A 24002-nucleotide genomic window follows, 5' to 3' on the forward strand; every position below is an offset into this window, starting at 1 on the left:
TTAAAGCATGGCCGATCCAGCCGCCGAGGCGGACCTTGTCAGGCTCCTGCGGGAGCGTCTGGTGCCGCTGCCGCCGCCGAGCGAGCCCGGGTTCGGTGCCCTCGCGGACCGCTTCGCGGCGGCGCGGGTGGTGCTGCTCGGCGAGGCCACGCACGGCACGCGCGAGTTCTACGAGGCGCGCGCCGCCCTGACGCTGCGGCTGGTGGCGGAGCACGGCTTCCGCATCATCGCGTTCGAGGCCGACTGGCCGGACGCGGCCGGGATCGACCGCTACCTGCGCGGCGCGGCCGAGACGCCGTTCCCGGACGGCGGCTTCGCGCGCTTCCCGACCTGGATGTGGCGCAACCGCGAGGTCCTCGCCCTCGCGGAGGGCCTGCGCAGCGTCAATGCCGGGCGCCCGCCGGGGGATCAGGTGCGCGTGCGCGGCCTCGACGTCTACAGCCTCGGGGCCTCGATGGCGGCGGTGCTCGACTACCTCGACCGGGTCGACCCCGCCGCCGCCCGGCAGGCCCGCGAGCGCTACGGCTGCCTCTCGCCCTGGCACGCCAAGCCCGAGCGCTACGGGCGCGAGGTGATGTTCGGCGCCAAGCATCCCTGCGAGGACGCGGTCGCCGCGATCCTGCGGGACCTGCAGGAGAAGCGCGCCGCCTACGCGGCCGACGACCCGGATTCCTACCTGGACGCGGCCCAGAACGCCCGCATCGTGCGGGCGGCCGAGCAGTATTACCGCATCATGTATCGCGGCTCGGTCGAGTCGTGGAACATCCGCGACCGTCACATGTTCGACACGCTCCAGCACCTGATGGGGCGGCACGCCAAGGCGGTGGTCTGGGCGCACAACTCGCATATCGGCCATGCGGGCGCGACCGCGATGGGCTGGGAGGGCGAGTTCAACATCGGCGAACTCGCCAAGACCGCCTACGGCGAGGACGCGGTGCTGGTCGGCTTCGCCACCGATCGCGGGACCGTGGCGGCCGCCCACGACTGGGACGAGCCCATGGAAGTGATGACCGTGCGGCCGGTGCGCGAGGACAGCCACGAGGCGCTGTTCCGGGCGGCGGGCCTCCCCCGCGCCGTCCTGGACCTGCGCGAGCCGAGGGCCGCCGCCCTGCGCGAGGCCTGGGCGGCGCCCCGGCGCGAGCGGGCGATCGGCGTCGTCTACCGGCCCCGCACGGAGTTGCAGAGCCACTATTTCGAGGCCGTGCTGCCCGACCAGTTCGACGCCGTCCTGTGGTTCGAGGAGACGGCGGCCGTGACGCCGCTCGACCGCGCCCCGCCCCGGCGGGGCGAGAGCGAGACCTACCCGAGCGGCCTCTGAGCGGGCCTGCTTTGGCAGCCCGGCGCGTCGTCCGCGACGCGCAGCGCCCGATCACGCTGCACTCGGATCCTACTCTAGGTCATTGATTTTGCCGCGTTTTCTTCGACGTTCCGGTATCCACTTCGTCGGAGGACGCTCTAGATCGTCGATAGGCCCAAGGTTTTCGTCGCAGGACCGGCGGCCGCATTTGTGAAGCCTGCTCAGGACCGCATGCAGAGGAGGACCCGATGGCCTTCACCCTGACGAGCCCGGCCTTCGCGAACGGGGCGCTGCTCCCGTCCCGCTACGCCCGGCACGGCGAGAACCTGTCGCCGCCGCTCGCCTGGAGCAATCCGCCGCCGGACACGCGCAGCTTCGTCCTGATCCTGGAGGATCCGGACGCGCCGGCCCCGTCCTTCCGGCACTGGGTGATCTACGACATCCCGCACGAGCGGCGCCACCTGCCCGAGGGCGGCAGTTCGGGCGCGGCGGTCGAGGGCCTGCCCCACGCGGTCAACGGTTTCCGCAACGCCCATTACGACGGCCCGGCGCCGCCGCCCGGCGACCCGCCCCACACCTACCGCTTCCGGCTGCTGGCGCTCGGCATCGCGCATCTCGGCCTCGACGGGCAGCCCTCGGCGGCGCAGGTCTGGGACGTGGCCCGGGAGAACATCCTCAGCGAGGCCGAACTCACCGCCACCTTCCGGAGGTGAGACGCTGTCGGGACGATCACGTCCGGACCGCGTCTGACACGCCCGCGCGGCGCGTGAGCGAGGCCGACATCCGCGTGGCGACGCATTCCATCGGATTCCGCCTGAGACGCGGCGGCACCGGATCGCGCGCCGATCACGCCCGCCCCGGACCGGAGCGACGGAGGGAGACGCGCATGAGCCCCGGGCGCGGGCCACAGCAGCCTGTCGACGGGCACCACGGGCGCGGCCGCCGTGCCGCCCGGCGGGACCGGGGCCGGCGCCGGTTCGGGGAGCGGCCGCTGAGCCGGCGGGGATCCGGGCGCGGCGCGGAATTCTCCCGCCCCGCTCAACGCCGGTGAACGCGCCCGCGGCCCGAACCGGGATGGTTGGTGCAGGAACGCTCGGCACAGGGACGCTCGGCCGGGCGGGGCACCACCGGGAGCAGGCCGCATGCTGACCACGCGCAGGGACACCGGCGGGGGCGGGGGAACGGCGGCGCCCCGGGACGAGGCCGCCCGCCTCGACCGCGCGCCTTCCTGCGCCGCTCCGGGCTGACCGCGGGCGGGCTCGCCGCCCTCGGCGCGCTGCGGCCCGGCGCCCTGCGCGCCGCCCGGGCCGCCCGGGCCGCCGGCTCGGCGGTGAGCGGGCCCGAGGTGACGATCCGCAAGAACATCTGCACGCATTGTTCGGTCGGCTGCACGGTGACGGTCGAGGTGGTGAACGGGGTCTGGGTCGGCCAGGAATCCTCCTGCCCGACCCGGTGCCGGTGCACCGGGAGCCGATCGACTCGCCCCGGCCCGACCTCGTCGCCAAGTACCCGACCCGGCCCGACGAGCGCCAGTTCCGCGTGCCGAACCTCGGCTTCTCGGTCCAGAAGGCGGCCGTGGACCGGGCCATCGCCAGGGACTTCCCGATCATCCTGTCGTCGGGCCGCCTCGTCGAGTACGAGGGCGGCGGCGAGGAGACGCGCTCGAACCCCTGGCTCGCCGAGTTGCAGCAGGACGTGTTCGTGGAGGTGAACACGCAGGACGCGGCCGAGCGCGGCATCAGGGACGGGCAGTTCGTCTGGGTCTACGGCCCGGAGAACGGCGCCAGGACCAAGGTGAAGGCGCTGGTGACCGACCGGGTGGCGAAGGGCGTGGCCTTCATGCCGTTCCACTTCTCGGGCTGGTACCAGGGCAGGGACATGCGGGGCTACTACCCGCGCGACACGGATCCGGTGGTGCTGGGCGAGAGCGTCAACACGGTCACGACCTTCGGCTTCGACCCCGTCTCCGGCATGCAGGAGACGAAGGCGACCCTCCGCCGGATTCAGGCGGCCTGATCGGGAGCGCCCACCCGAACAACGAAGCAGAATTGCATGGCGCAATTCTGCTTGGACTCTTGTTTTCGAATCATTTTTGCCGCCAAACCGGTGACCATTGCGGCGAATGATGCTCAGGGTCCTCCGCGCGCGGGCGCCGCCCGGTCGAGGCCGATCGAGTGGCGCCACTCCGCCAGGAACCGGGCGCGACGCGCCCGGTCCTGCACGGCGAGCAGGGCCGGGCCGAGCGCGATCGGCCGGAAGGCCCCCGTCGCGGCGAGGCTCGGCGGGCCGTCGACGCCCGGCGGCAACGGACCGTCGAGCCCGAAGAAGAAGGCCTTCTCTCGGCTGAGGCGCTGCCCGCGCGCCGAGAGCAGGTAGTCGAGGAAGGCGAAGCCCTCGGCGGCGTGGACCGCGCTCACCGGGATCAGCGCGCCGCGGACCAGCACCAGCGCGTAGTCGCGCGGCACCACGAGCCCGAGCTTCGCCCCCCGGCGCATCGCCGCGTAGACGTAGGAGCCGAGCAGGTTGTAGCCGATGGCGAGGCGGCCGGCCTCGAGATCCGCGATGAGGGTGCTGGTGCAGCAGGCGACCCGGAGATGCGCCCGCCCGAAGGCCTCGACGAGGCGGCCGTAGGTGGCGGCGCTGCGGGCGTCGTAGGTCGCGAACAGGTAGCCGATCCCGGAGGCGGCGATGTCGTAGGAGCCGATCCGCCCCGCATAGGCGGCGGCCTTGTCGCGCAGGAGGTCGACGAGTTCGAGGCGGCTGCGGGGCACGTCCTCGGGCGGGACGAGGTCCACCCGGTAGGCGATCACCGCGGGCTCGGTCGTGAAGCCGAAGACCTCGTCGCGCCACACCGCGTAGGGCGGCAGGCGCGCCGTCTCGGCGGAGCGGTAGGCCCGGGCGCAGCCGTCATTGGCGAGCTTCACCAGGTGATCGACCGAGGAGGAGATCACGAGGTCGGCGGAGAAGCCCGAGGCGCGGCCCGCGCCGCAGGCCGCCGCGGCCTCGCCGTAGAGCTCCGCCGTCTCGTACTCGACGTAGATCACCGTCACGTCCGGGGAGAGCGCCTGGAAGTCGCGGATCAGCGGCTCCATCACGTCGAGGTCGGCGGCGGCGCGGATGGTCAGCTCGACGCGCGGCCATTCCGGGGCGGGAAAGCGCGTCACCTCGTGGCCGGCGGCCGGGGCGAGGCCCAGGAAAGCGGCCGAGAGAGCAGCGGAGAGACCGGCGGGGAGCCCGCGGGAGCGCCTCACCGCGGCGCCTCCTCGGCGGCGGGAAAGCTCAGGACCACGGCGAATCCCTCGTCGGAGCGCGATTCGAAGCGCATCTCGCCGCCATGGGCCGCCGCGACCTCGGCCGCGATGGCGAGGCCGAGGCCCGAGCCGATCCCGCCTCCCGTCGCGGCCTGGAAGGGCTCGCGCACCCGCCCCCACTCGGCGGCCGGGATGCCGGCCCCGTCGTCCACCACCTCGACCGAGACCCGGCCCGGCTCGCGCCGGGTGCGCACGGTCAGGCGGTGGGGGGCGCCGTGCTTGAGGGCGTTGTGGATCAGGTTCGCGAGCGCCTCGCGCAGGGCGATCGGGTCGCCGCGGATCGGGAGCGCCTCGTCCGGGCCATCGTAGCCGATATCGACCAGGCGCCCGCCCGAGAGCGGGATCGCGTCGATCAGGGTCTGGCGCGCGATCCCCGCGAGATCGACCGGCGCGAGGGGCACGGCCCGGGCCCGGTGGATCACCATGGCGTGGTTGAGGAGCTGGTTCGTCAGCCGCCCGAGCTCGGCCGTGCGCGCCTGGACGCGGGAGACCTGGGCCCGGCGGCGCTTCGGGTCGTCCTCGGCCGAGAGCAGGTCGACCTGCGCGGACAGGGCCGCGAGGGGCGTGCGGATCTGGTGGGCGGCGTCGGCGATGAAGCGGCGCATGATCGCCATGTGGCCGGAGAGCCGGCCCATGAAGTGGTTGATCGAGCCGACGAGGAGGTGGATCTCGCGCGGCACCGCCACGTCGAGCGGGTCGAGGTCGTTGGGGCCGCGCCCCGCCAGCACGCCCTCGATCGCCGCGAGCGGCCGCAGCGCCGCCCGCACCGCCACGATCACGGCACCGAGCGCGAGCGCGCTCATGGCGACGACGAGGAGGCTCGCCTTGGCGGTCAGTTCGGCGGCGAGCGCCGAGCGCGCCTCGCGGGTCTGGGCCACCACCACGGCGGCGAAGCCCGCCCGCGCGGCGTCCGGCACGTAGCGGCCCGCCACCACGACCCGGACGGGCTCGCCGCGATGGGTCCCGTCGAGCAGGATCGGCCCCTCGCCGAGCCGGCCGCGATCGACCGTCACGGCGAGGTCGGCATTGCCGGTGAGCAGGCGGTCGGACGGGTCGAGCACCTTGTAGAAGATCCGGTCGCGGGGGGCGAGGCCGAGGGTCTCGAAGGCCGAGAAGGGCGGATCGACGCTGACCTCGCGCCCGTCGCTGGCGATGGTCTCGGCGATCTGCAGGGCGGCGCCGACGAGCAGCCGGTCGTAGGCCTCGTCGGCGGCGAGCCGCGCCGAGGTCCAGGCGGCGGCGAGCAGCAGGGCCGCCCCGACGGCCAGCACCAGCCCGAGCACCCCGACGAGGCGCAGGAACAGGGACGGGGTGCGGGCGATCACGTCTGCGGCCACACGACCTGGTAGCCGAGCCCGCGCAGGGTGCGGATCTCGGGCTCGGCGCCGGCCTGGGCGAGCTTGCGGCGCAGCCGGGCGACGATCTGCTCGACGGCGTTCTCGCTCGCATCCTCCTCGAAGCTCGTCACCCGCTCGAGCAGTTCCGCCTTGCCGAAGATCCGGCCGGGCCGGGCCGCCAGGATCTCCATCAGGGTCCATTCCCGGCGGGTGAGGTCGAGGGGCTGGCCGGCGACCCGGGCGCTGCGGGCCGCCCGGTCGAGGACGAGGTTGCCCACCGCGATGGCGTTGTCGGCGTGGCCCGAATGGCGCCGCAGCAGCGCCCGCACCCGCGCCTCCAGCTCGCGGAAGTCGAAGGGCTTCACGAGGTAGTCGTCCGCCCCGAGATCGAGGGCGCCGACCCGGTCGTCCACCTCGGAGCGGGCGGTCAGCACCAGGACGGGGCTGCGCCCGCGCCGGGCGCGCAGGCGCCTGAGCACCGAGAAACCGTCGAGGCCGGGCAGGTTCACGTCCAGGATGACGAGGTCGTAGGCCTGCACCTGCAGGGCCGCGTCGCCGTCCGCGCCGTCCCGCTCCCAATCGACCGCGTGGCCGAGCGCCCGCAGCCGCGTCGCGATGGCCTCGCCCAGGTCCCGCGTGTCCTCGACGAGCAGGATCCGCATCCGGCCGGCGCTCCCTCCCGCCCCTCTTCTGTCAGGTTGGCGTCAGGTTGCGAGCCTACAGCATCCCTCAAGGCCCGGCCAAGCGGGCCCTCGAACATCCAGGGAGGGACCGTGATGAACGTACGCCCCAGCCTCGTTCCGGAGCCGCTGCTCACGGTCCAGGGCGTCACGCTTCAGTACAAGACGACCGATCATCTCGTCACGGCGACCTACCGGGTCGATTTCGAGGTGCTGCCCGGCGACCGCTACATCCTGCTCGGCCCGTCCGGCTGCGGGAAGTCGACCCTGCTCAAGGCGATCGGCGGCTACCTGACCCCCGTCGAGGGCGAGATCCGGCTCAAGGGCCGAAAGGTCACCGAGCCCGGCCCCGACCGGATGATGGTGTTCCAGGAATTCGACCAGCTCCTGCCCTGGAAGACCGTCCGGCAGAACGTCGCCTTCGCGCTCACCGCGAGCGGCCGCGCCGCCGGGGCGGAGGCGAACGACCGCGCGATGGCCTATATCGAGAAGGTCGGCCTGGCGAAATTCGCCGATTCCTACCCGCACATGCTGTCAGGGGGCATGAAGCAGCGGGTCGCCATCGCCCGCGGCATGGCGATGGAGCCCGACATCCTGCTGATGGACGAGCCCTTCGCGGCCCTCGACGCGCTCACCCGCCGCAAGATGCAGGACGAGCTGCTGCGCCTGTGGGAGGATACCCGCTTCACCGTGCTGTTCGTCACCCACTCGATCGAGGAGGCGATCAAGGTCGGCACCCGCATCCTGCTGCTCTCGCCCCATCCGGGGCAGGTGAAGGCCGAACTCAACAGCCTCGCGCCGGCCGAGCTCGGCACCGCCGCGCAGGGGGCCCTCGAAGCGCGCATCAACGACATGCTGTTCGCCTGAACGACGGACCGCCCGGGAGAGACGCCATGAGCACAGTCAGCACCCTCGGCCTCGATCAGCGGCCGGACATCGTCCGCGAGACCTCCGCCTCCGGCGCCGTCGCGGTCGAGCAGCGCCTGTCGCTGCCCGAACTCCTCTACCGCCAGGGCTGGCTGCGCAAATGCGCGGTCCTCGCCGCCCTGGCCATCCTCTGGGAAGTCTACGGCCGCTGGCTCGACAACCCGCTCCTGTTCCCGACCTTCGGGGCCACGGTCGAGGCCTTCGGGAGCGCGATCCTGAGCGGCGAGATCCCCCGCAAGGCGCTGATCTCGCTCGAAACCCTGGCGATCGGCTACGGGATCGGGATCGGGCTCGCCGCCCTCCTCACCACGATCGCCATCGGCTCGCGCATCGGCACCGACCTGCTCGAGACGCTGACCGCGATGTTCAACCCGCTGCCGGCGATCGCGCTCCTGCCGCTGGCGCTGATCTGGTTCGGCCTGGGGCAGGGGAGCGTGGTCTTCGTCCTCGTCCACTCGGTGCTGTGGGCGATCGCGCTCAACACCCATGCGGGCTTCCGCTCGGTGTCGAACACCCTGCGCATGGTCGGGCTGAATTACGGGCTGCGCAACCTCTCGCTGGTGCGCGCGATCCTGATCCCGGCGGCCTTCCCGTCGATCCTCACCGGCCTGAAGGTCGGCTGGGCCTTCGCGTGGCGCACCCTGATCGCGGCCGAACTGGTCTTCGGCGTCTCCTCGGGCTCGGGCGGGCTCGGCTGGTACATCTTCGAGAACCGCAACGCGCTCGAGACCACCAACGTCTTCGCCGGCCTGTTCACCGTGATCCTGATCGGGCTCTTCGTCGAGAACGTGATCTTCGCCAACATCGAGAAGCGCACCATTCGGCGCTGGGGCATGCAGCACTGACGGCGCCGCGGGCCCGACAAGACACAACGGAGAGGAAACGAGAGATGATCGGACGCAGGCTGGTTCGGCTGGCGGCGGGGGCCGCCCTCGCGCTCGGGCTCGCGGCATCGCCGCTGCGGGCGGAGGTGTCCGAGGTGCGGATCTCGAAGGGCTACGGGGTGCTCTACCTGCCGCTCTTCGTCATGCAGGAGAAGAAGTTCCTGGAGGCCCAGGCCGCCAGGGCCGGGCTCGGCGACGTCAAGGTGACCTGGCTCACCCTCGACGGCGGCAACGTCATCAACGACGCGATGATCGCCGGCTCCCTCGACATCGCCGGCACCGGGGCGCCGGGCTTCCTCGCGCTCTGGTCGAAGGGCCGCGGCAGCCCCAAGACCGAGGTGATCGGCGTCTCGGGCATGTCGACCACCGCCCTCGACCTCAACGTGAACAAGCCCGAGATCAAGTCGCTCGCCGACTTCACGCCCAAGGACAAGATCGCGATCCCGGGCATCAAGACCTCGCTCGCCGCCGTGGTGCTGCAGATGGCGGTGGCCAAGCAGTTCGGCCCGGAGAATTACGGCAAGCTCGATTCGAGCACGGTCGGGCTGCCGCACCCGGAGGCGGTGGCGGCGCTGCTCTCGGGCCGGACCGAGATCGTGGCGCACTTCGCCTCGCCGCCCTTCACGCAGGTGGAGCGCGCCGACCCCAAGGTGCGCACGATCCTGAAGGCCTCGGAGCTGTTCGGTCCGATCACCCTCGACGTGGTCTTCGCGCTCAGGCGCTTCACCGAGCAGAACCCGAAGATGACCCAGGCCTTCCTGGACGCGCTCGATCAGTCCTGCGCCTTCATCAACGACAACAAGGCCGAGACGGCGGAGATCTTCGCGCGCGCCTCCAAGGTGAAGGTGACGCCCGAGGAGGTGGCCCAGATGCTTGAGGACCCGGACAGCCGGTTCTCGGCGACGCCGAACGGGATCATGGAGTTCGCGACCTTCATGCACCGGGCCGGGATCATCAAGACGAAGCCGGCGACCTGGTCGGACCTGTTCATCCCGGCCCTGCGCGAGCGGGCCGGGAGCTGAGCGGGGCGGCCGCCGGGCCGCGGACCTTCTGGCGGCTTCCGCCGGCCCGGCGCCCTCCTGTATCAGGGCGCCATGTGGACCCGGCCCCTCCCGCTCCTCGACCCGATCGCCGCCGCGTCGCGCCTGCGGGGGCGCAGGGGGCTCGCCCTCCTCGACAGCGCGATGCGCCACCCGGACCTCGGGCGCTACTCCTACGTCGCGGCCGACCCGTTCCGCGAGATCCGGGTGCGGGACGGGCGGACCCTCCTCGACGGCGTACCCGCCGAGGGGCCGCCGCTCGCCGCAATCCGGCGGGCGCTCGCCCCCTACCGGGCCGAGCGGAGGCCCGACCTTCCCCCGTTCCAGGGCGGGGCGATCGGCTACCTCGCCTACGATTTCGGCCGGGCGCTGGAGCGCGTGGCGGCCCCGCCGCGCCGCGCCGGGCTCTGCGACGACCTCGCCCTCAACCTCTACGCCACGATCCTCGCCTTCGACCACGGCGAGGGGACCTGCGCCCTCGTCGCCACCGGCTTCCCCGAGACCGAGCCCGACGCCCGCGCGCGCCGCGCCCGCGCCGATCTCGACGCCTGGGAGGCGGCCCTCGCGGCGCCCGAACCGGCCCCGGCGCGCCGCGCCGTCCCGCCGCTCGCCTGGGAGTCGAACTTCACGCGCGACGGCTACGCGGCGGCGGTGGAGCGGGTGCGGGACTACATCCGGGCCGGCGACATCTACCAGGCGAACATCGCGCAGCGCTTCGCGGCCGCGCTGCCGCCGGACTTCGACGCCTTCGCGCTCTACCGGCGGCTGCGGGCGCGCAACGCCGCGACCTTCGCGGCCTATCTCGAACTCGGCGCGCTCACGGTGGCGTCGAGCTCGCCCGAGCGCTTCCTGCGCCTCGACGGCCGCCGGATCGAGACGCGGCCGATCAAGGGCACGGCCCCGCGCGCGGCCGACCCGGCCGAGGACCGCGCCCGGGCCGAGGCGCTGCTCGCCAGCGACAAGGAGCGGGCCGAGAACGTGATGATCGTCGACCTCCTGCGCAACGACCTGTCGCGGATCAGCGAGCCGCACAGCGTCGCCGTGCCGGTGCTGTGCGGGCTCGAAACCTACGCGGGGGTGCACCACCTCGTCTCGGTGGTGACCGGGCGGCTGCGCGCGGGCGCCGACGCGCTCGACCTCCTGGCCGCCACCTTCCCGGGCGGCTCGATCACCGGCGCGCCCAAGCTGCGCGCCATGGACATCATCACGGAGATCGAGGGCGATGCCCGCGAATTGTTCTGCGGCAGCATCGGCTGGATCGGGTTCGACGGCAGCCTCGACACCAACATCGCCATCCGCACGGTGTTCATGGAGGCGGGCCGCGCGGTGCTGCAGGCGGGCGGCGGGGTCACGCTGCTCTCCGATCCGCTCGCCGAGTACGAGGAGACGCTGACCAAGGCGGAGCGGGTCTTCGCGGCCTTCCCGGAGGCGGGCTGATCCGGGATCCGCTCGATCGAAGCGGATCACGAGCCTGCGCGGCGCCTGAGCGAAGCCGCCATCCGTATGGCGACGCAATCAACCGGATGGCGCATGATACGCGCGCCCGCGCCCCCCACTTATGGGTGCGACGCCGCCGCGCCTCGGCACGGTCCCGGCTGGCGGCGATCATGCGGGGCGTCCCCGCGCGTCCAGGCCGCCGGAGGGCGGCGCAAGGCATCCCGGATGATCCTCGTCATCGACAATTACGATTCCTTCGTCTTCAACGTGGTGCGCTACCTCCAGGAACTCGGCGCCGCGGTCGAGGTGGCGCGCAACGACGCGCTCGACCTCGGCTCCATCCGCGCCCGCGCGCCCGAGGCCCTGGTGATCTCGCCCGGCCCGTGCAGCCCGGCCGAGGCCGGGGTGTCCCTCGAGGCGGTGCGCGCCCTCTCGGGCGAGGTGCCGATCCTGGGCGTGTGCCTGGGCCACCAATGCATCGGGGCGGCCTTCGGCGGGCGGGTCGAGCGGGCCCTCCGGCCCCTGCACGGGCAGGCCTCGCCGATCCGGCACGGCGGCACCGGGCTGTTCCAGGGCCTGCCCTCGCCGATGCGGGTCGGGCGCTACCATTCCCTCATCGTGGCCCCGCGTCCCGCCCTGGAGCGCAGCCTCGCGGTCGACGCGGTCTCGGAGGAGGGGGAGGTGATGGCGCTCTCCCACCGCCGCCACCCGACCTACGGCATCCAGTTCCACCCGGAATCGGTGCTGACCGAGCACGGCCACGCGCTGTTCTCGAATTTCCTGCGCCTCGCGCGGGCGTGGCGCGCGGCGCCGGCCGATGCCGTGGCTTGACGGCGCCCTCGTCGAGGGGCCGACGCTCCCGCTCGACCCCGCCGACCGCGGCCTGACCCTCGGCGACGGCGTGTTCGACACCGCGCTGGTGCGCGACGGCCGCGTGATCTTCGAGGCGGCCCACGTGGCGCGCCTCGTCGCCTCGGCGGCGGCGCTCGGCTTCCCCCTCGACCCCGCCGCCGTGACCGCCGGCATGCACGCGATGGCGGCGGGGCGGGAGCGGGCGGCCCTGCGCACCACGGCGACCCGGGGCAGCGGCCCGCGCGGCCTGCGCCCGCCGCCCGCGCCGCGCCCGCGCCTGCTGGTGACCGCGGCGCCCCTGGCGGATCCCGGCACCGCCTTCGCGCCGCTCGCGCTGCGCACGACCGGCATCCGCCGTAACGACACCTCGCCGACCTCCCGGCACAAGACCCTCGGCTACCTCGACGCGGTGCTGGCGGCCGAGGAGGCGGCGCGTGCGGGCGCCGACGAGGCCCTGTTCCTCAACACGCGCGGGCGCGTCGCCTGCGCGGGCACCGGCAGCCTGTTCGCGCTGATCGGCGGCGCGCTCGTCACCCCGCCCCTCGCGGACGGGGTGCTGGCCGGCATCGTCCGGGGCTGGATCCTGGCGCGGGCGCCGGATCTCGGGATCGCGGCGCAGGAGCGCTCGCTCCGCCCCGAGGATCTCGCGGGCGCGGAGGCGCTGTTCGTGACGAACTCGCTGCGCCTGATCGCGCCGGTGCGCGCGCTGGACGGGCGCGCGTGCCGCGACGGGCTGCAGGATGGGCGCATCCGGCGCCTCGCGGATGCGCTCCGGGAGGAGGTCGCGTCACATTCTCCCCCGTGACTGACCCGTCCCCCGCGGGCGGTCACGGAACTGCCCGACGGCGGCCGTTTCGCCCCGCTTGCCCGGACACGGATGAGACGCCCGCACGGCGCGTGAGCGAAGCCAACATCCGCACACAAGAAAGATTCAACAGTGCGGTGATTGCGTTCCGGTTCGATTACGTACAGGGCAAATTTTCGTGGATACCGCCGATGAGAGTGGTCGGAGAAGGAAACGAGAGGGCCCCTGAGCCGCTGGATGTCGTGGCGTTCGAACACAATCAGCGCGTATCCTGCTGAACTGGATTCATCTCCATCGCAGAAATTGCAAAAGACAAGCGATCCGGAGCAAGAGTCAGAACTCAGCCCAGGGGCCGTCGCCGCCCTCGGCGTCGCGCGTCGGTCGCCGCGGGGGCGATCACAACAGACCGGTCGGGGTGCGCCGCCGCCGGCGGACGCCGCGGGCGGCCCCGCCCGGGAACGGGATCGCTGCCCGAAGATTAGGCCTCCCACATCCTGGGAGGCGGTCTTGGCGGCAGGGGCGACGACGACACTGGCGGACGAGGCTGTCCGCACCGACATCCCGGCCCGCATGGACCGGCTGCCCTGGAGCCGGTTCCACCTCCTCCTCGTGATCGCGCTCGGCATCACCTGGGTCCTCGACGGGCTCGAAGTCACCATCGTGGGCGCGATCGGCCCGGTGCTGCAGGATCCGCGCGCCCTGGGCCTCTCGGTGCAGGAGATCGGCGCCGCCGCCTCCTTCTACGTGGTCGGGGCGGTGGCGGGGGCGCTCGTCTTCGGCTGGGTCACCGACCGCTACGGGCGCCGCGTCGTCTTCTTCACCACCCTGGTCGTCTACGTGGGCGGCGTGGTCGCGAGCGCGCTCGCCTGGAACTTCTGGAGCTTCGCCCTCTTCCGGCTGGTCACGGGGCTGGGCATCGGCGGCGAGTACGCGGCCATCAACTCGGCCATCGACGAACTCATCCCGGCCAAGTACCGCGGCCGGGTCGACCTCATCGTCAACGGCAGCTTCTGGGTCGGGGCCGCGGCGGGGGCGGCGGGCTCGCTCCTCCTGCTCGATCCGGACATCGTGGCGCCGCATCTCGGCTGGCGCCTCGGCTTCGGCATCGGCGGCGTGCTCGGCCTGTTCATCCTGGTCCTGCGCCGCTACGTCCCCGAGAGCCCGCGCTGGCTCGTGGTGCATGGCCGCCAGGAGGAAGCGGAGCGCACCGTCGCGGAGATCGAGCGCAAGGTCGAGGCCGAGACGGGCGCGCCCCTCGCCGAGCCCGACGGCATCCTGGAAGTCCACCCCAAGGCGAGCTTCGGCTTCGGAGAGATCTTCGGCTCCATGCTCGGGCCCCATCGCGGCCGCAGCCTGCTCGCCCTGGTGCTGATGTCGGCGCAGGCCTTCCTGTTCAACGCCGTGTTCTTCACCTACGGCCTCGTGCTCGCGAAGTTCTACGGCATCCCGGAGACCGGGGCCGGGCTGTTCCTGGTGCCCCTCGCCATCGGCAACTTCCTCGGCCCGCTCCTCCTCGGCCACTACTTCGACACGATCGGGCGCCGCCGCATGATCACCGGCACCTTCGCGGTGAGCGGCCTGATGCTCGCCGTCACGGCATTGGTGTTCGGCCTCGACCTGTTCACCGCCTGGACCCAGACCTTCGCCTGGATCGCCATCTTCTTCGTCGCCTCGGCGGCGGCGAGCTCCGCCTACCTCACGGCGAGCGAGATCTTCCCGCTCGAGACCCGGGCGCTCGCCATCGCGGTCTTCTACGCCCTCGGCACCGCGGCCGGCGGCGTGATGGCGCCCTGGCTGTTCACCCGGCTGATCGAATCCGGCCACCACGCGGCCCTGGCCGCCGGCTACGGCGGCGCCGCGCTCCTGCTCCTCGTCGCCGCGCTCACGGAGTGGAAGCTCGGCGTCGACGCCGAGGGCAAGTCCCTGGAGAGCATCGCGGCCCCCCTCTCGAAGGCCCGGTGAGGATCCAGGCCCGCGGGGCGCGCGATGGGCCTCGTTCGACGGCCGTCAGAGCGGCGCCCGTCTGCCCGGCACGGTGACGGCTCCGGCGAGCGGATCCCCCATCATACGACATCCGACGAATTGCTTCGCCATCTCCCATTTCGGCCATGCGGATGTCGGCTTCGCTCAAGCGCCGCGCGGGCTTGGCATACGACATCCGACGAATTGCTTCGCAATGCGGATGTCGGCTTCGCTCAGGCGCCGCGCGGGCTTGGCATACGACATCCGACGAATTGCTTCGCAATGCGGATGTCGGCTTCGCTCAGGCGCCGCGCGGGCTCGTGATCCGGGATCCGCTTCGATCAAGCGGCTCCCGTATCACTCCTCGCGCACCGCCTCGCCCGCTTCCGTCCCGCCGGGCCGCCCCGCGAACGACGCGCCGAACTCCGCCGACGCGATCTCGTCCACCAGCACCCGCAGCTGGGCGGCCTTGTCGGGCCCGAGCGTCGCCTCGAAGCGCGCCTGCGCCTCCCGCCACAGCCGCGCCGCCGCCCGGAACCGGTCGCGGCCCGCCGCCGTCAACACCACCCGGCGGGCGCGGCGGTCCGCGGGGTCGACCTCCAGCGCGACCAGCCCGTCCCGCGCCAGCGGCTTCAGCGTGTGGCCCAGCGCCGAGAGGTCCATCACCATCGCGGCGGCGAGATCCTTCATGGTCGGCCTGCCGAGCTGGCGGACCTGCGCCAGGAGCCCGAACTGCGTCGCCTTCAGCCCCGCCGGCGCCAGCGCCTCGTCGTAGAGCTGGCCGAGCCGCCGCGTCGCCCGCCGCAGCCCCGCGTTGCTGCACGCGACCGCCGCCGGCCCTGCCGCCTCGGATCCGTCCCGCTCCGGCCGCATGGCTTCCCCGTCCGCCCCGCCCTTGACGAATACTGGCATATGCCAGCAATCTTCCCGCGGGGCCAAGCGCCAGGATGCCGGATCCCACCGGCCGCCGTCGAGGCCCGATCGCGAGGTCCCATGGACGACCGCACGCGCCGCCTTCTGCGCGGACCGATCGGCCCGACGCTCCTGCGCCTCGCCGTGCCCAACGTGCTCGTCATGCTGGTCCAGGCCGGCGTCGGGCTGCTCGAGACCGCCTTCGTGGCCAGGCTCGGCACCGACGCGCTCGCCGGCATGGCCCTGGTCTTCCCGCTGGTGATGACCGTGCAGATGATCTCGGCCGGCGCTGTCGGCGGCGGCATCCTGTCGGCGGTGGCCCGCACCCTCGGGGCCGGGCGGCGCGAGGCGGCCGAGGCGGTGGCCTGGCACGCGCTCGCGATCGCGCTCGGGCTCGGCCTGCTCACCACCGCGGCGGCCCTGCTGGGCGGGCCCTCCCTCTACCGGGCGATGGGGGCCGAGGGCGCGACGCTGGCGGCCGCCGCTTCCTATGGCGGCGTGGTCTTCGCCGGGGCGGCCCTGGTCTGGCTGTTCAACGCGCTCGCGGCAATCATCCGCGGCACCGGCAACATGGCGCTGCCGGCCGGCGTCACCTGCGCGGGCGCCGTCGTGCTGGTGCCGCTCTCGCCCGCGCTGATCTTCGGCGTCGGGCCGCTGCCCGGCCTCGGCATCGTCGGCGGCGCGGTCGCGATCCTCGCCTACTACGCGGCGGGGAGCGCCGTGCTCATCGCCGCCCTGTGCTCGGGCCGGCTGGTCCTGCGCCTGCGCCGCCCGCCTCCGCTCGCCCGCGGCCCCGCCCGGGAGATCCTGCGGGTCGGCGCCGCCTCCGCCCTGGTGAGCCTCACCACCAACCTCACCATCGCGGCCGCCACCGGCTTCGTCGCCCGCTTCGGCCCCTCGGCGGTGGCGGGCTACGGCACCGGGGCGCGGCTCGAATACCTGCTGGTGCCGCTGGTCTTCGGCCTCGGCGCGCCGATCTCCGCTATGGTCGGGACCGGGATCGGGGCCGGGGACCGGGTGCGGGCGCTGCGGGTGGCCTGGACGGGCGCGGCGATCGCGGTCGGGCTCACCGAGGCGATCGGCCTCGCGGCCTCCCTGCGGCCCGACGCCTTCCTGGGCCTCTTCGCGACCGATCCGGTCATGCGGGAGGTCGGGGCCCGCTACCTTCGGCTCGTCGGCCCCTTCTACGGCTTCGCCGGGCTCGGCCTCGCGCTCTACTTCGCCGCCCAGGGCGCGGGACGGATCGCCTGGCCCCTCGTCGCCGGGCTCACCCGCGTCACCGTCGCGGTCGGCGGCGGCTGGCTCGGATCGCGGGCGGGGGCGGGGCTGGCCGGCATCTTCCTGGCGCAGGCCCTCGGGCTCGCGGCGCTCGGCCTCATCAACGCGGGCGCCGTCGCGGCCGGCGCCTGGTTCCGCACCCGTCCCCCCGTCGCGGGCCCGCTCGCGATCCGTCCCGGCGCCTGAAACCGGAGCCCCAGCCCATGACTCCCGATCCCACGGTTGGCCTGTATTTCGAGGATCTCGCCGCGGGCCAGATCCACCGCTCGGCCGAACTCACCGTCACCGCGCAGGCGATCACGCGCTTCGCGGCCGAGTTCGACCCCCAGCCCTTCCACCTCGACGAGGCGGCGGCCGCCGCCTCCTTCTTCCAGGGGCTCGCGGCGAGCGGGTGGCACACGGCGGCGCTGACCATGCGCCTCCTCGTGGAGGGCGGCCTGCCGCTCGCGGGCGGCATCATCGGGGCCGGGATGGACGAGCTGCGCTGGCCGCGGCCGCTGCGCCCCGGCGAGACGATCCGCCTGGAGAGCGAGGTGCTGGAATTGCGCGCCTCGCGCTCGCGCCCGCGCCAGGGCCTCGCCAAGGTGCGCACCACCACGCTCAACCAGGACGGCGCGCCGGTCCAGGTGCTGGTCGCCAACCTCGTGGTCCAGCGGCGGGCGGGCGGGCCGGCCTGACCGCGCCGACCGGGGGCGATCCTGCCGAGGATCCCGCTCGCACGTCACGTCCGCCGCCGCACCGGCGACCGCTTCGGCGCATGGTGCTTGTACCAACGGCTCAGGATGCTGACGCATCGAGCCGTTGATCCATCTCGAATTTTCGATTTCAAGCCAGAGGCTTGGCGAACCAGAGGCTTGGCGAACCAGAGGCTTGGCGAAAATTCGAGAGCCGCACCACCGGTCATGAGAAATGACCGGTGGTATTAGCCCGCACGGGCGCCCGAGCCCCACTCCCGCGACCGCCCGGTTCTGGCTACCTTCCGGGCGAGGGGGAGGGGCCATGCAGACATTCGACGTCCTCAACCCGCCCTTCGACCGCCTCACGGCCGAGGAGGCGGACGGGCTGCGGCGGCACGTCGACATCGGCTATTACCGGCCCGGCGCCGTCATCGTCGCCCGCGGCAAGCCGGCGGAGCTCCTCCACGTCGTCATCAAGGGCGCGGTCGAGACCCGGATCGACGACGCGCCCCTGGCGGTGCTGCGGGCGGGCGACACCTTCGACGCCCGCGCGGTGGTGCACGGGGAGGCGGGGGAGGATTTCGTCGCCGCCGAGGAGACGCTCTGCTTCCTGATCCCGCGCGAGGTGATCGTGCGGCTCGTCCACGCCAACCGCGCCTTCGCGGCCTTCTTCTACGCCGAGATCTCCCGCAAGCTCGACGAACTCACCGCCTGGAAGCCGCGGGAGGGGGTCGACGCGGTGCTGCGCACCCGCATCCGCGACGCGCGCCACGGCCCCGCGGTGTTCCTGCCCGCCGACGCCACCCTGGAGGAGGCCGCCCGCCAGATGCTCGCGGCCGATGTCGACGCGGTCTTCATCGAGGCGGGCGGGCGGACCGGGCTCCTCACCGGCCACAAGGTCACCCGCGCGGCGGTGATCGAGAAGCGCCCCTTCGACACGCCGGTGCGCGACCTCGCCAAGTTCGACCTCACCGCCGTCGAGGCCGACCAGGTGCTGCTCGACGCCCTCCTGGTGATGACGCGCCACGGCCACCGCCGCATCGCGGTCCGGGAGAACGGCCGCTACACCGGCTGGCTGCGCGACATCGACCTGCTCGGGGCCTTCGCGGGCAACGCCCAGCTCGTGCCGAGCCGCATCGACCGGGCCGAGCGCCCCGAGGAGCTGCGCGAGCCCGCCCAGGACATCGCCGTGCAGGCCGAGCAGCTGCACCGCCAGGGCGTGCGCGTCGACGCGATCGCGCAGGTGATCTCGGACCTCAACCGCCGCCTCTACGCCAAGCTGTTCGCGCTGCTCGCGCCGCCGGCGATCCGCGAGGCCGGCTGCCTGTTCCTGATGGGCTCGGAGGGGCGCGGCGAGCAGACCTACCGCACCGACCAGGACAACGGCCTCATCCTGGCCCGCCGGGTGCCGGAGGACGACCTCGCGACGTTCCGCGCCGCCTTCTCGGAGGCGCTCGGCGAACTCGGCTTCCCGCCCTGCCCGGGCGAGATCATGGTGAGGAACCCGCTCTGGTCGCAGGAGGCCGACGGCTTCGTCAACCAGCTGCGCCTCTGGACCCTCGCGGGCGACCCGGACGCCGCCATGAACCTCGCGATCTTCGCGGACGCGGCCGCGGTCGCGGGCGATCCCGCCCCGCTGCAGCGGGCGAAGAACTACCTCGTCGAGGCGGTGCGCGGGGAGACGCGGCTGCTCGCGCAGATCGCCAACCTCATCAACATCGTGGGCGAGGGCGGCCATGGCGGGCTGTTCGACGCGGTCTTCGCGCGGATCGGGCTGCGCCGGGGCGAGCTCGACCTCAAGCGGGCCGGCCTGTTCCCGCTCGTGCACGGGGTGCGGGTGCTCGCCATCGAGGCGGGCCTCGCCCCGACCGGCACCGCCGAGCGGATCCGGGCGCTCGTCGAGAGGGGCGTGCTGGAGGAGGGGTTCGGGCGCGACCTCGCGAGCGCACTGCGGGCCTTCATGGCCCTGCGGCTCGAGCGGCAGCTCGCCGCCGCCCATCGCGGGCAGGTGGGCGACCCCGTGACCCTCGCCACCGACGCGATGCCGACCCTGGAGCGGGATCTCCTGCGCGAGGCGCTGCGCATCGTGCGGCAGTTCCGGGAGGTGATCCACGTCCGCTACTCCCTGGGGCAGTTCTGAGATGTGGACCTCCCTGCGCCGCCGCCTCGACCGGGCGCGGCTGCGCGACCCCGCCTTCGCCTTCCTGTTCGAGCCGCCGCCCCCCGACGAGGCCGTCGCCCTCGACTGCGAGACCACCGGCCTCGACCCGCGCCGGGACGAGATCGTCGCCGTGGCGGCGATCCGCATCCGCGGCGACCGGATCCTGACCAGCGAGAGCCTGCGCGCCACCGTGCGCAGCGACCGGCCCTCCTCGCCCGAGGCGATCAAGGTGCACCGGCTCCTCAACGCCGAGATCCGCGAGGCAGAGCCCCTGGACGCGGTGCTGCCGGCGCTCCTGCGCTTCATCGGCGGCCGGCCGATCGTCGGCTACTACACCGAGTTCGACGTGCGCATGCTCGACAAGAGCGTGCGCCGGCAGCTCGGCATCCGCCTGCCGAACCCGCGCATCGACGTCTCCTCCCTCTACCACGCCGCCAAGTACCGCGACGCGCCCGACTACGTGAAGATCGACCTCAGCTTCGCGCGCATCCTGGAGGATCTCGGGCTGCCGGCGCTGCCGCAGCACGACGCGTTCAACGACGCGCTGATGACCGCGATGATCTACCTGCAGCTGCGCGACCTGCTCGCCCGCCGCGTCGCGATCCGGCGCGAGGCCGCGGGCCCGGTCGAGACCGTCGCCTTCGGGGCCTGAGGGGCCGGCGGCCGGCCCGCCGCGTCCGCGCGCCGGGTCGAGACCGCGCGCGTGTTGAAAATAACGGCCGGGCTTCGCATATCGCCGCCGTCAACCTGGATTGAGGGAGCCAGACACACGTGAGCGAGACTCTGGAACGGCATGCCTTCGGGGCCGAGGTCGGGCGCCTCCTGGATCTCGTCGTGCACGCGCTCTACTCCGAGCGCGAGATCTTCCTGCGCGAACTCGTCGCCAACGCGGCGGACGCGGTGGACCGCCGCCGCTTCGGGGCGCTCACCGACCCGGCGCTGTCCCTGCCGGCGGACGCGAAGGTGCGGATCCGCCCCGACAAGGCGGCGCGCACGCTCGCCATCTCGGATCCCGGGATCGGGATGAGCAAGGAGGATCTGGCGCAGAACCTCGGCACCATCGCGCGCTCCGGCACCCGGGCCTTCAGCCAGTCCCTCGCCGACGCCAAGCCCGACGAGCGCCCGAGCCTGATCGGCCAGTTCGGCGTCGGCTTCTACTCGGCCTTCATGGTGGCGGACCGGGTCGAGGTGACCTCCCGCAAGGCCGGCAGCGACGAGGCCTGGACCTGGGCCTCGGAGGGGCAGGGCGAGTACACGCTGAGCCCGGCCACCCGCGCGGAGCCGGGCACCGACGTCGTGCTCCACATCAAGGCCGACGCGGACGAGTACCTGGAGCCGCTGCGCCTCGAGACCATCGTGCGCAAGTGGGCCGACCACATCACGGTGCCGATCACGCTCCTGCGCGACGGCGAGGAGGTCTCGGGCAACGAGGGCACGGCCCTCTGGCGCAAGCCGAAATCCGAGGTCTCCGAGGAGGCCTACACGGCCTTCTACCGGCACGTGACCCACAATTTCGACGCGCCCTGGGCGACGCTGCACTGGCGGGCCGAGGGCGCCCTCGACTTCACGGCCCTGCTGTTCATCCCGGGCATGAAGCCCTTCCTGGCGGTCGAGGAGGAGCGGGAGAGCCGGGTGCGGCTGCACGTGCGCCGCATGTTCATCACCGACGAGGCCGGGCTGCTGCCCTCGTGGCTGCGCTTCGTGCAGGGCGTGGTCGACACCGAGGACCTGCCGCTCAACGTCTCGCGCGAGATGCTGCAGGCGACGCCGGTCCTGGCCCGCATCCGCCGCGCGGTCACCGGCAAGGTGATGGCGGAGCTGAAATCCCGGGCCAAGGACGCGGAGAGCTACGCCACCTTCTGGCAGGCCTTCGGGCCGGTGCTGAAGGAGGGCATCTGGGAGGATGCGGAGCACCGCGACGACATCGCGGCCCTGCTGCGCTTCCGCTCCACGGCGGTGGAGGGCTGGACCTCGTTCGCGGACTACGTCTCGCGCATGAAGCCGAACCAGGAGGCGATCTACATCCTGGTCGGGGACGACGCGGCGGCGCTGGCGCGCTCCGCCCAGATCGAGGGCTTCCGGGCCCGCGGGATCGAGGTGCTGCTGCTCTCCGACCACGTCGACGCCTTCTGGCCGGAGCGGCTCGACAAGTTCGACGGCAAGCCGATCCGCAGCATCACCCAGAGCGCGGACGACCTCTCGGCCTTCGCGCCCGAGGGGGAGGCCGCGGGCGAGGCGGCGGACCTGACCGAGTTGCTACCCAAGCTCAAGGAGATCCTGAAGGACGACGTCGCCGAGGTGCGGGCGAGCCAGCGGCTCGTCGAGAGCGCGGTGCTGCTCTCGGCCTCCTCGGGCGGGCCGGACCTGCAGATGCAGCGCCTGCTGCGGCGGGCGGGACGCGGATTCGGGGCGGGGCTGCCGGTGCTCGAACTCAACCCGCGCCACGCGCTGGTGCGGCGCATCGCCGAGCGGGCGCGGGCGGGCGAGGATGTCGGGGAGGCGGCCCAGACGCTCCTCGACCTCGCGCATGTCCAGGGCGGCGACCCGCCCCGCGACCCCGTCGCCTTCGCCCGCCGGGTCGCGGCGGCGCTCGCCGCGCAGGCCTGAGGGCGCCCCGCCCGCTCGCGGCGAGCCATGCTCCGGCCGGGCGGCGGCCCGCGCCGGCGCGGCTGGTCCCGCCGCCGAAATCGGCTAAGTGCCTCCCGATTGCGCAGCACGCGGGTCGGGAGGGCAGGGGGTGCGGACGATCGGGGAGAGCCGGGCGGCGACCGAGCTGGGCGCCGCCCCTGAGACGGGCGCCGTGCCCGGAACGGGCACCGCGCCCGGAACGGGCGCCGTGCCCGGAACGGGTTTCGCGCCCGGAACGGGCGCCTGGACGCCGCGGCGGGCGCTCCTGCGGCGGCCCCTCGTCATCGCCTTCGGGCTGATGCTGATCGCCTTCAACCTCCGCCCGGCCCTGTCGAGCGTCGGCCCGCTCCTCGGGCGCATCCGCGAGGAGACCGGGATGGGCGGGGCCCTGGCCGGGGCGCTGATCACGCTGCCGGTGCTCTGCCTCGGCGTGTTCGGGCGGCTCGGGCCGCCGGTGATGCGCCGCCTCGGGGCGGATGCGGGCGTGCTCGCCTTCCTGATCGTCATGGCGGCCGGGCTGGTGCTGCGCGGGCTCGACGGCATCCCGGCCCTGTTCGCGGGCTCGGTGGTCGCCGCCTGCGGCATCGGCGTCGTCAACGTGCTCCTCCCCGCCATCGTCAAGCGCGACTTTCCCGACCGGCCCGGCCTGATGATGGGCCTCTACACGGCCGTTCTGTGCCTCGGCGCCGCGGCGGGCGCCGGCCTCACGGTGCCGGCGGGCCGGCTGCTCGATTCCGGCTGGCGCGGGCCGATGATGATCTGGGCCCTGCCGGCCCTCCTCGCGGCCCTCGCCTGGCTGCCCCTGGTCCGGGCGGCGCCCCGCCGCCCGGCGGGCGGCGCGGCGCGGCGCATCTCCGGCCTCTGGCGCGATCCCCTGGCCTGGCAGGTGACCGGCTTCATGGGGCTGCAATCCTCCCTCGCCTACATCGTGTTCGGCTGGCTGCCGGCCGCCCTCATGGACCGCGGCCTCGACCCGGTGGCGGCGGGGCTCGTCGCCTCGGTCTCCGCCATGGCGCAGTGCCTGCTCGCCCTGGCGGTGCCGCCGCTCGCCGCCCGACGCCGCGACCAGCGGCCCTGGGTGCTGCTGGTGATCGGGCTCGCGGTGGCGGGCTTCGTCCTCCTGCTGGTCGGTCCGGCCGCGCTCGTCTGGCTCTCCGCCCTGCTGCTCGGCCTCGGCCTCGGCGGATGCTTCGGCCTCGCCCTCACGCTGATCGTCCTGCGCTCCCCCGACCCGCAGACCGCCGCCGACCTCTCCGCCATGGCGCAGGGCGTGGGCTACAGCCTCGCGGCGCTCGGGCCGTTCCTGATCGGCCTCGCCCACGAGGCCAGCGGCGGCTGGGGCCTGCCCGCCCTGCTGTACCTGGGCATCGGCCTGGGCGGGATCGTGCTCGGCCGGCAGGCGGCCCGGGACCGGCTCGTCCGCGCGCACGAGCGGCGCGCGCCGGCCGGATGAGGGCCCCGCGGCGCCCGGATCGCGTGCGCCGCGGGGCGTGCGCCGCCGCCGCGCGCCATCCGGGCCTCGGGCGGAACCGCGCCGCGCGGATCCGCCGGGAAGGGCGCTCCCTCGCGGTGCTTTGCCGGAGAACCAGTCACCACCTGCTCAACCCAGGTGCGGCGCCGCGCCACGACCGTGCCACTCCGGCCATTTCATGACGTAAAGTCATGAAAACGATGGTTGTTCATTTACCGCCACACCCTACGCTGGGTTCGCGACTGAAGAGTTCATCCCGGAGCCGGTACCATGTGGGACAATCTGGGATCGTCCGAATCCGAATTCGCGGCTATCATTGCCGCCAGAATGCATCGCGCGGTCA

At 73.3% G+C, this 24002-nt stretch carries 19 protein-coding genes and 1 pseudogene; 16 read left to right on the forward strand and 4 right to left on the reverse strand.

What is annotated here, in order from left to right:
* Positions 1-7 precede the first annotated feature (7 nt).
* From MET2598_RS0127275 to MET2598_RS0127285, 3 genes and pseudogenes are all read left to right on the forward strand, one after another.
* Positions 8-1318: an erythromycin esterase family protein gene (locus MET2598_RS0127275; protein ID WP_018263031.1), complete on the forward strand. Its 1311-nt coding sequence runs from the start codon at positions 8-10 to the stop codon at positions 1316-1318.
* A 227-nt stretch (positions 1319-1545) separates the two neighbouring features.
* A complete protein-coding gene (locus tag MET2598_RS0127280; RefSeq protein WP_012330066.1) occupies positions 1546-2010 on the forward strand; it encodes a YbhB/YbcL family Raf kinase inhibitor-like protein in 465 nt (154 codons plus the stop codon).
* Between the two features lie 727 nt (positions 2011-2737).
* A pseudogene (locus MET2598_RS0127285) lies at positions 2738-3313 on the forward strand (formate dehydrogenase subunit alpha); the annotation flags it as partial.
* 113 nt (positions 3314-3426) lie between these two features.
* Here the strand turns inward: MET2598_RS0127285 and MET2598_RS0127290 are convergent.
* From MET2598_RS0127290 to MET2598_RS0127300, 3 genes are read right to left on the reverse strand one after another with little or no spacing between them, the layout of a single operon-like run.
* Positions 3427-4548 (reverse strand): ABC transporter substrate-binding protein, encoded by a 1122-nt coding sequence (locus MET2598_RS0127290; protein ID WP_018263033.1) that lies wholly within the window; start codon positions 4546-4548, stop codon positions 3427-3429.
* Entirely contained in the window at positions 4545-5945 is a 1401-nt protein-coding gene (locus tag MET2598_RS0127295) for a sensor histidine kinase (protein WP_018263034.1), read from the reverse strand. The genes MET2598_RS0127290 and MET2598_RS0127295 overlap by 4 nt, the downstream gene beginning before the upstream one ends.
* Complete coding sequence (locus tag MET2598_RS0127300) at positions 5930-6607, reverse strand: response regulator transcription factor (protein WP_012330063.1); 678 nt, start codon at positions 6605-6607, stop codon at positions 5930-5932. The genes MET2598_RS0127295 and MET2598_RS0127300 overlap by 16 nt, the downstream gene beginning before the upstream one ends.
* 114 nt (positions 6608-6721) lie before the next feature.
* Between MET2598_RS0127300 and MET2598_RS0127305 the strand changes: the two genes are divergently transcribed.
* The 7 genes from MET2598_RS0127305 (at position 6722) to MET2598_RS0127335 (ending at position 14532) form a co-directional block, all read left to right on the forward strand.
* Positions 6722-7492 (forward strand): ABC transporter ATP-binding protein, encoded by a 771-nt coding sequence (locus MET2598_RS0127305; protein ID WP_018263035.1) that lies wholly within the window; start codon positions 6722-6724, stop codon positions 7490-7492.
* A gap of 26 nt (positions 7493-7518) precedes the next feature.
* Positions 7519-8397 carry an ABC transporter permease gene (locus tag MET2598_RS0127310; RefSeq protein WP_018263036.1) on the forward strand — a complete coding sequence of 293 codons (879 nt, stop codon included), beginning with the start codon at positions 7519-7521 and terminating at the stop codon, positions 8395-8397.
* A gap of 44 nt (positions 8398-8441) precedes the next feature.
* Positions 8442-9458, forward strand: a complete 1017-nt coding sequence (locus MET2598_RS0127315) for an ABC transporter substrate-binding protein (protein WP_018263037.1) — start codon at positions 8442-8444, stop codon at positions 9456-9458.
* Positions 9459-9530: 72 nt separating this feature from the next.
* On the forward strand, positions 9531-10913 hold the full coding sequence (gene pabB, locus MET2598_RS0127320; protein WP_012330059.1) for an aminodeoxychorismate synthase component I: 1383 nt from the start codon (positions 9531-9533) through the stop codon (positions 10911-10913).
* A gap of 225 nt (positions 10914-11138) precedes the next feature.
* Positions 11139-11744 (forward strand): anthranilate synthase component II, encoded by a 606-nt coding sequence (locus tag MET2598_RS0127325; RefSeq protein ID WP_012330058.1) that lies wholly within the window; start codon positions 11139-11141, stop codon positions 11742-11744.
* Complete coding sequence (locus tag MET2598_RS0127330; protein WP_018263038.1) at positions 11731-12570, forward strand: aminotransferase class IV; 840 nt, start codon at positions 11731-11733, stop codon at positions 12568-12570. The genes MET2598_RS0127325 and MET2598_RS0127330 overlap by 14 nt, the downstream gene beginning before the upstream one ends.
* Positions 12571-13140: 570 nt before the next feature.
* Positions 13141-14532, forward strand: a complete 1392-nt coding sequence (locus tag MET2598_RS0127335; protein ID WP_018263039.1) for an MFS transporter — start codon at positions 13141-13143, stop codon at positions 14530-14532.
* A gap of 357 nt (positions 14533-14889) precedes the next feature.
* On the opposite strand, the gene MET2598_RS0127340 is transcribed toward MET2598_RS0127335, so the two are convergent.
* The gene (locus MET2598_RS0127340; protein WP_012330055.1) at positions 14890-15405 is read right to left on the reverse strand and encodes a MarR family winged helix-turn-helix transcriptional regulator; all 516 of its coding nucleotides are present in this window, start codon (positions 15403-15405) and stop codon (positions 14890-14892) included.
* A gap of 120 nt (positions 15406-15525) precedes the next feature.
* Here MET2598_RS0127340 and MET2598_RS0127345 point away from each other — a divergent pair, with 120 nt between their 5' ends.
* The 6 genes from MET2598_RS0127345 (at position 15526) to MET2598_RS0127370 (ending at position 23641) form a co-directional block, all read left to right on the forward strand.
* Positions 15526-16908, forward strand: coding sequence for an MATE family efflux transporter (locus MET2598_RS0127345; protein WP_018263040.1), 1383 nt, complete (start codon positions 15526-15528; stop codon positions 16906-16908).
* A gap of 17 nt (positions 16909-16925) precedes the next feature.
* Positions 16926-17399, forward strand: a complete 474-nt coding sequence (locus tag MET2598_RS0127350; RefSeq protein ID WP_018263041.1) for a MaoC family dehydratase — start codon at positions 16926-16928, stop codon at positions 17397-17399.
* 322 nt (positions 17400-17721) lie between these two features.
* Positions 17722-19539: a DUF294 nucleotidyltransferase-like domain-containing protein gene (locus MET2598_RS0127355; RefSeq protein WP_012330052.1), complete on the forward strand. Its 1818-nt coding sequence runs from the start codon at positions 17722-17724 to the stop codon at positions 19537-19539.
* Position 19540: 1 nt separating this feature from the next.
* A complete protein-coding gene (locus tag MET2598_RS0127360) occupies positions 19541-20212 on the forward strand; it encodes a 3'-5' exonuclease (protein WP_018263042.1) in 672 nt (223 codons plus the stop codon).
* A gap of 119 nt (positions 20213-20331) precedes the next feature.
* Positions 20332-22167 (forward strand): molecular chaperone HtpG, encoded by a 1836-nt coding sequence (gene htpG, locus MET2598_RS0127365; RefSeq protein ID WP_012330050.1) that lies wholly within the window; start codon positions 20332-20334, stop codon positions 22165-22167.
* A 130-nt stretch (positions 22168-22297) separates the two neighbouring features.
* The gene (locus MET2598_RS0127370; RefSeq protein ID WP_018263043.1) at positions 22298-23641 is read left to right on the forward strand and encodes a CynX/NimT family MFS transporter; all 1344 of its coding nucleotides are present in this window, start codon (positions 22298-22300) and stop codon (positions 23639-23641) included.
* Positions 23642-24002 lie beyond the last annotated feature (361 nt).

The sequence above is a fragment of the Methylobacterium sp. WSM2598 genome, from assembly GCF_000379105.1.
Taxonomy (GTDB): domain Bacteria; phylum Pseudomonadota; class Alphaproteobacteria; order Rhizobiales; family Beijerinckiaceae; genus Methylobacterium.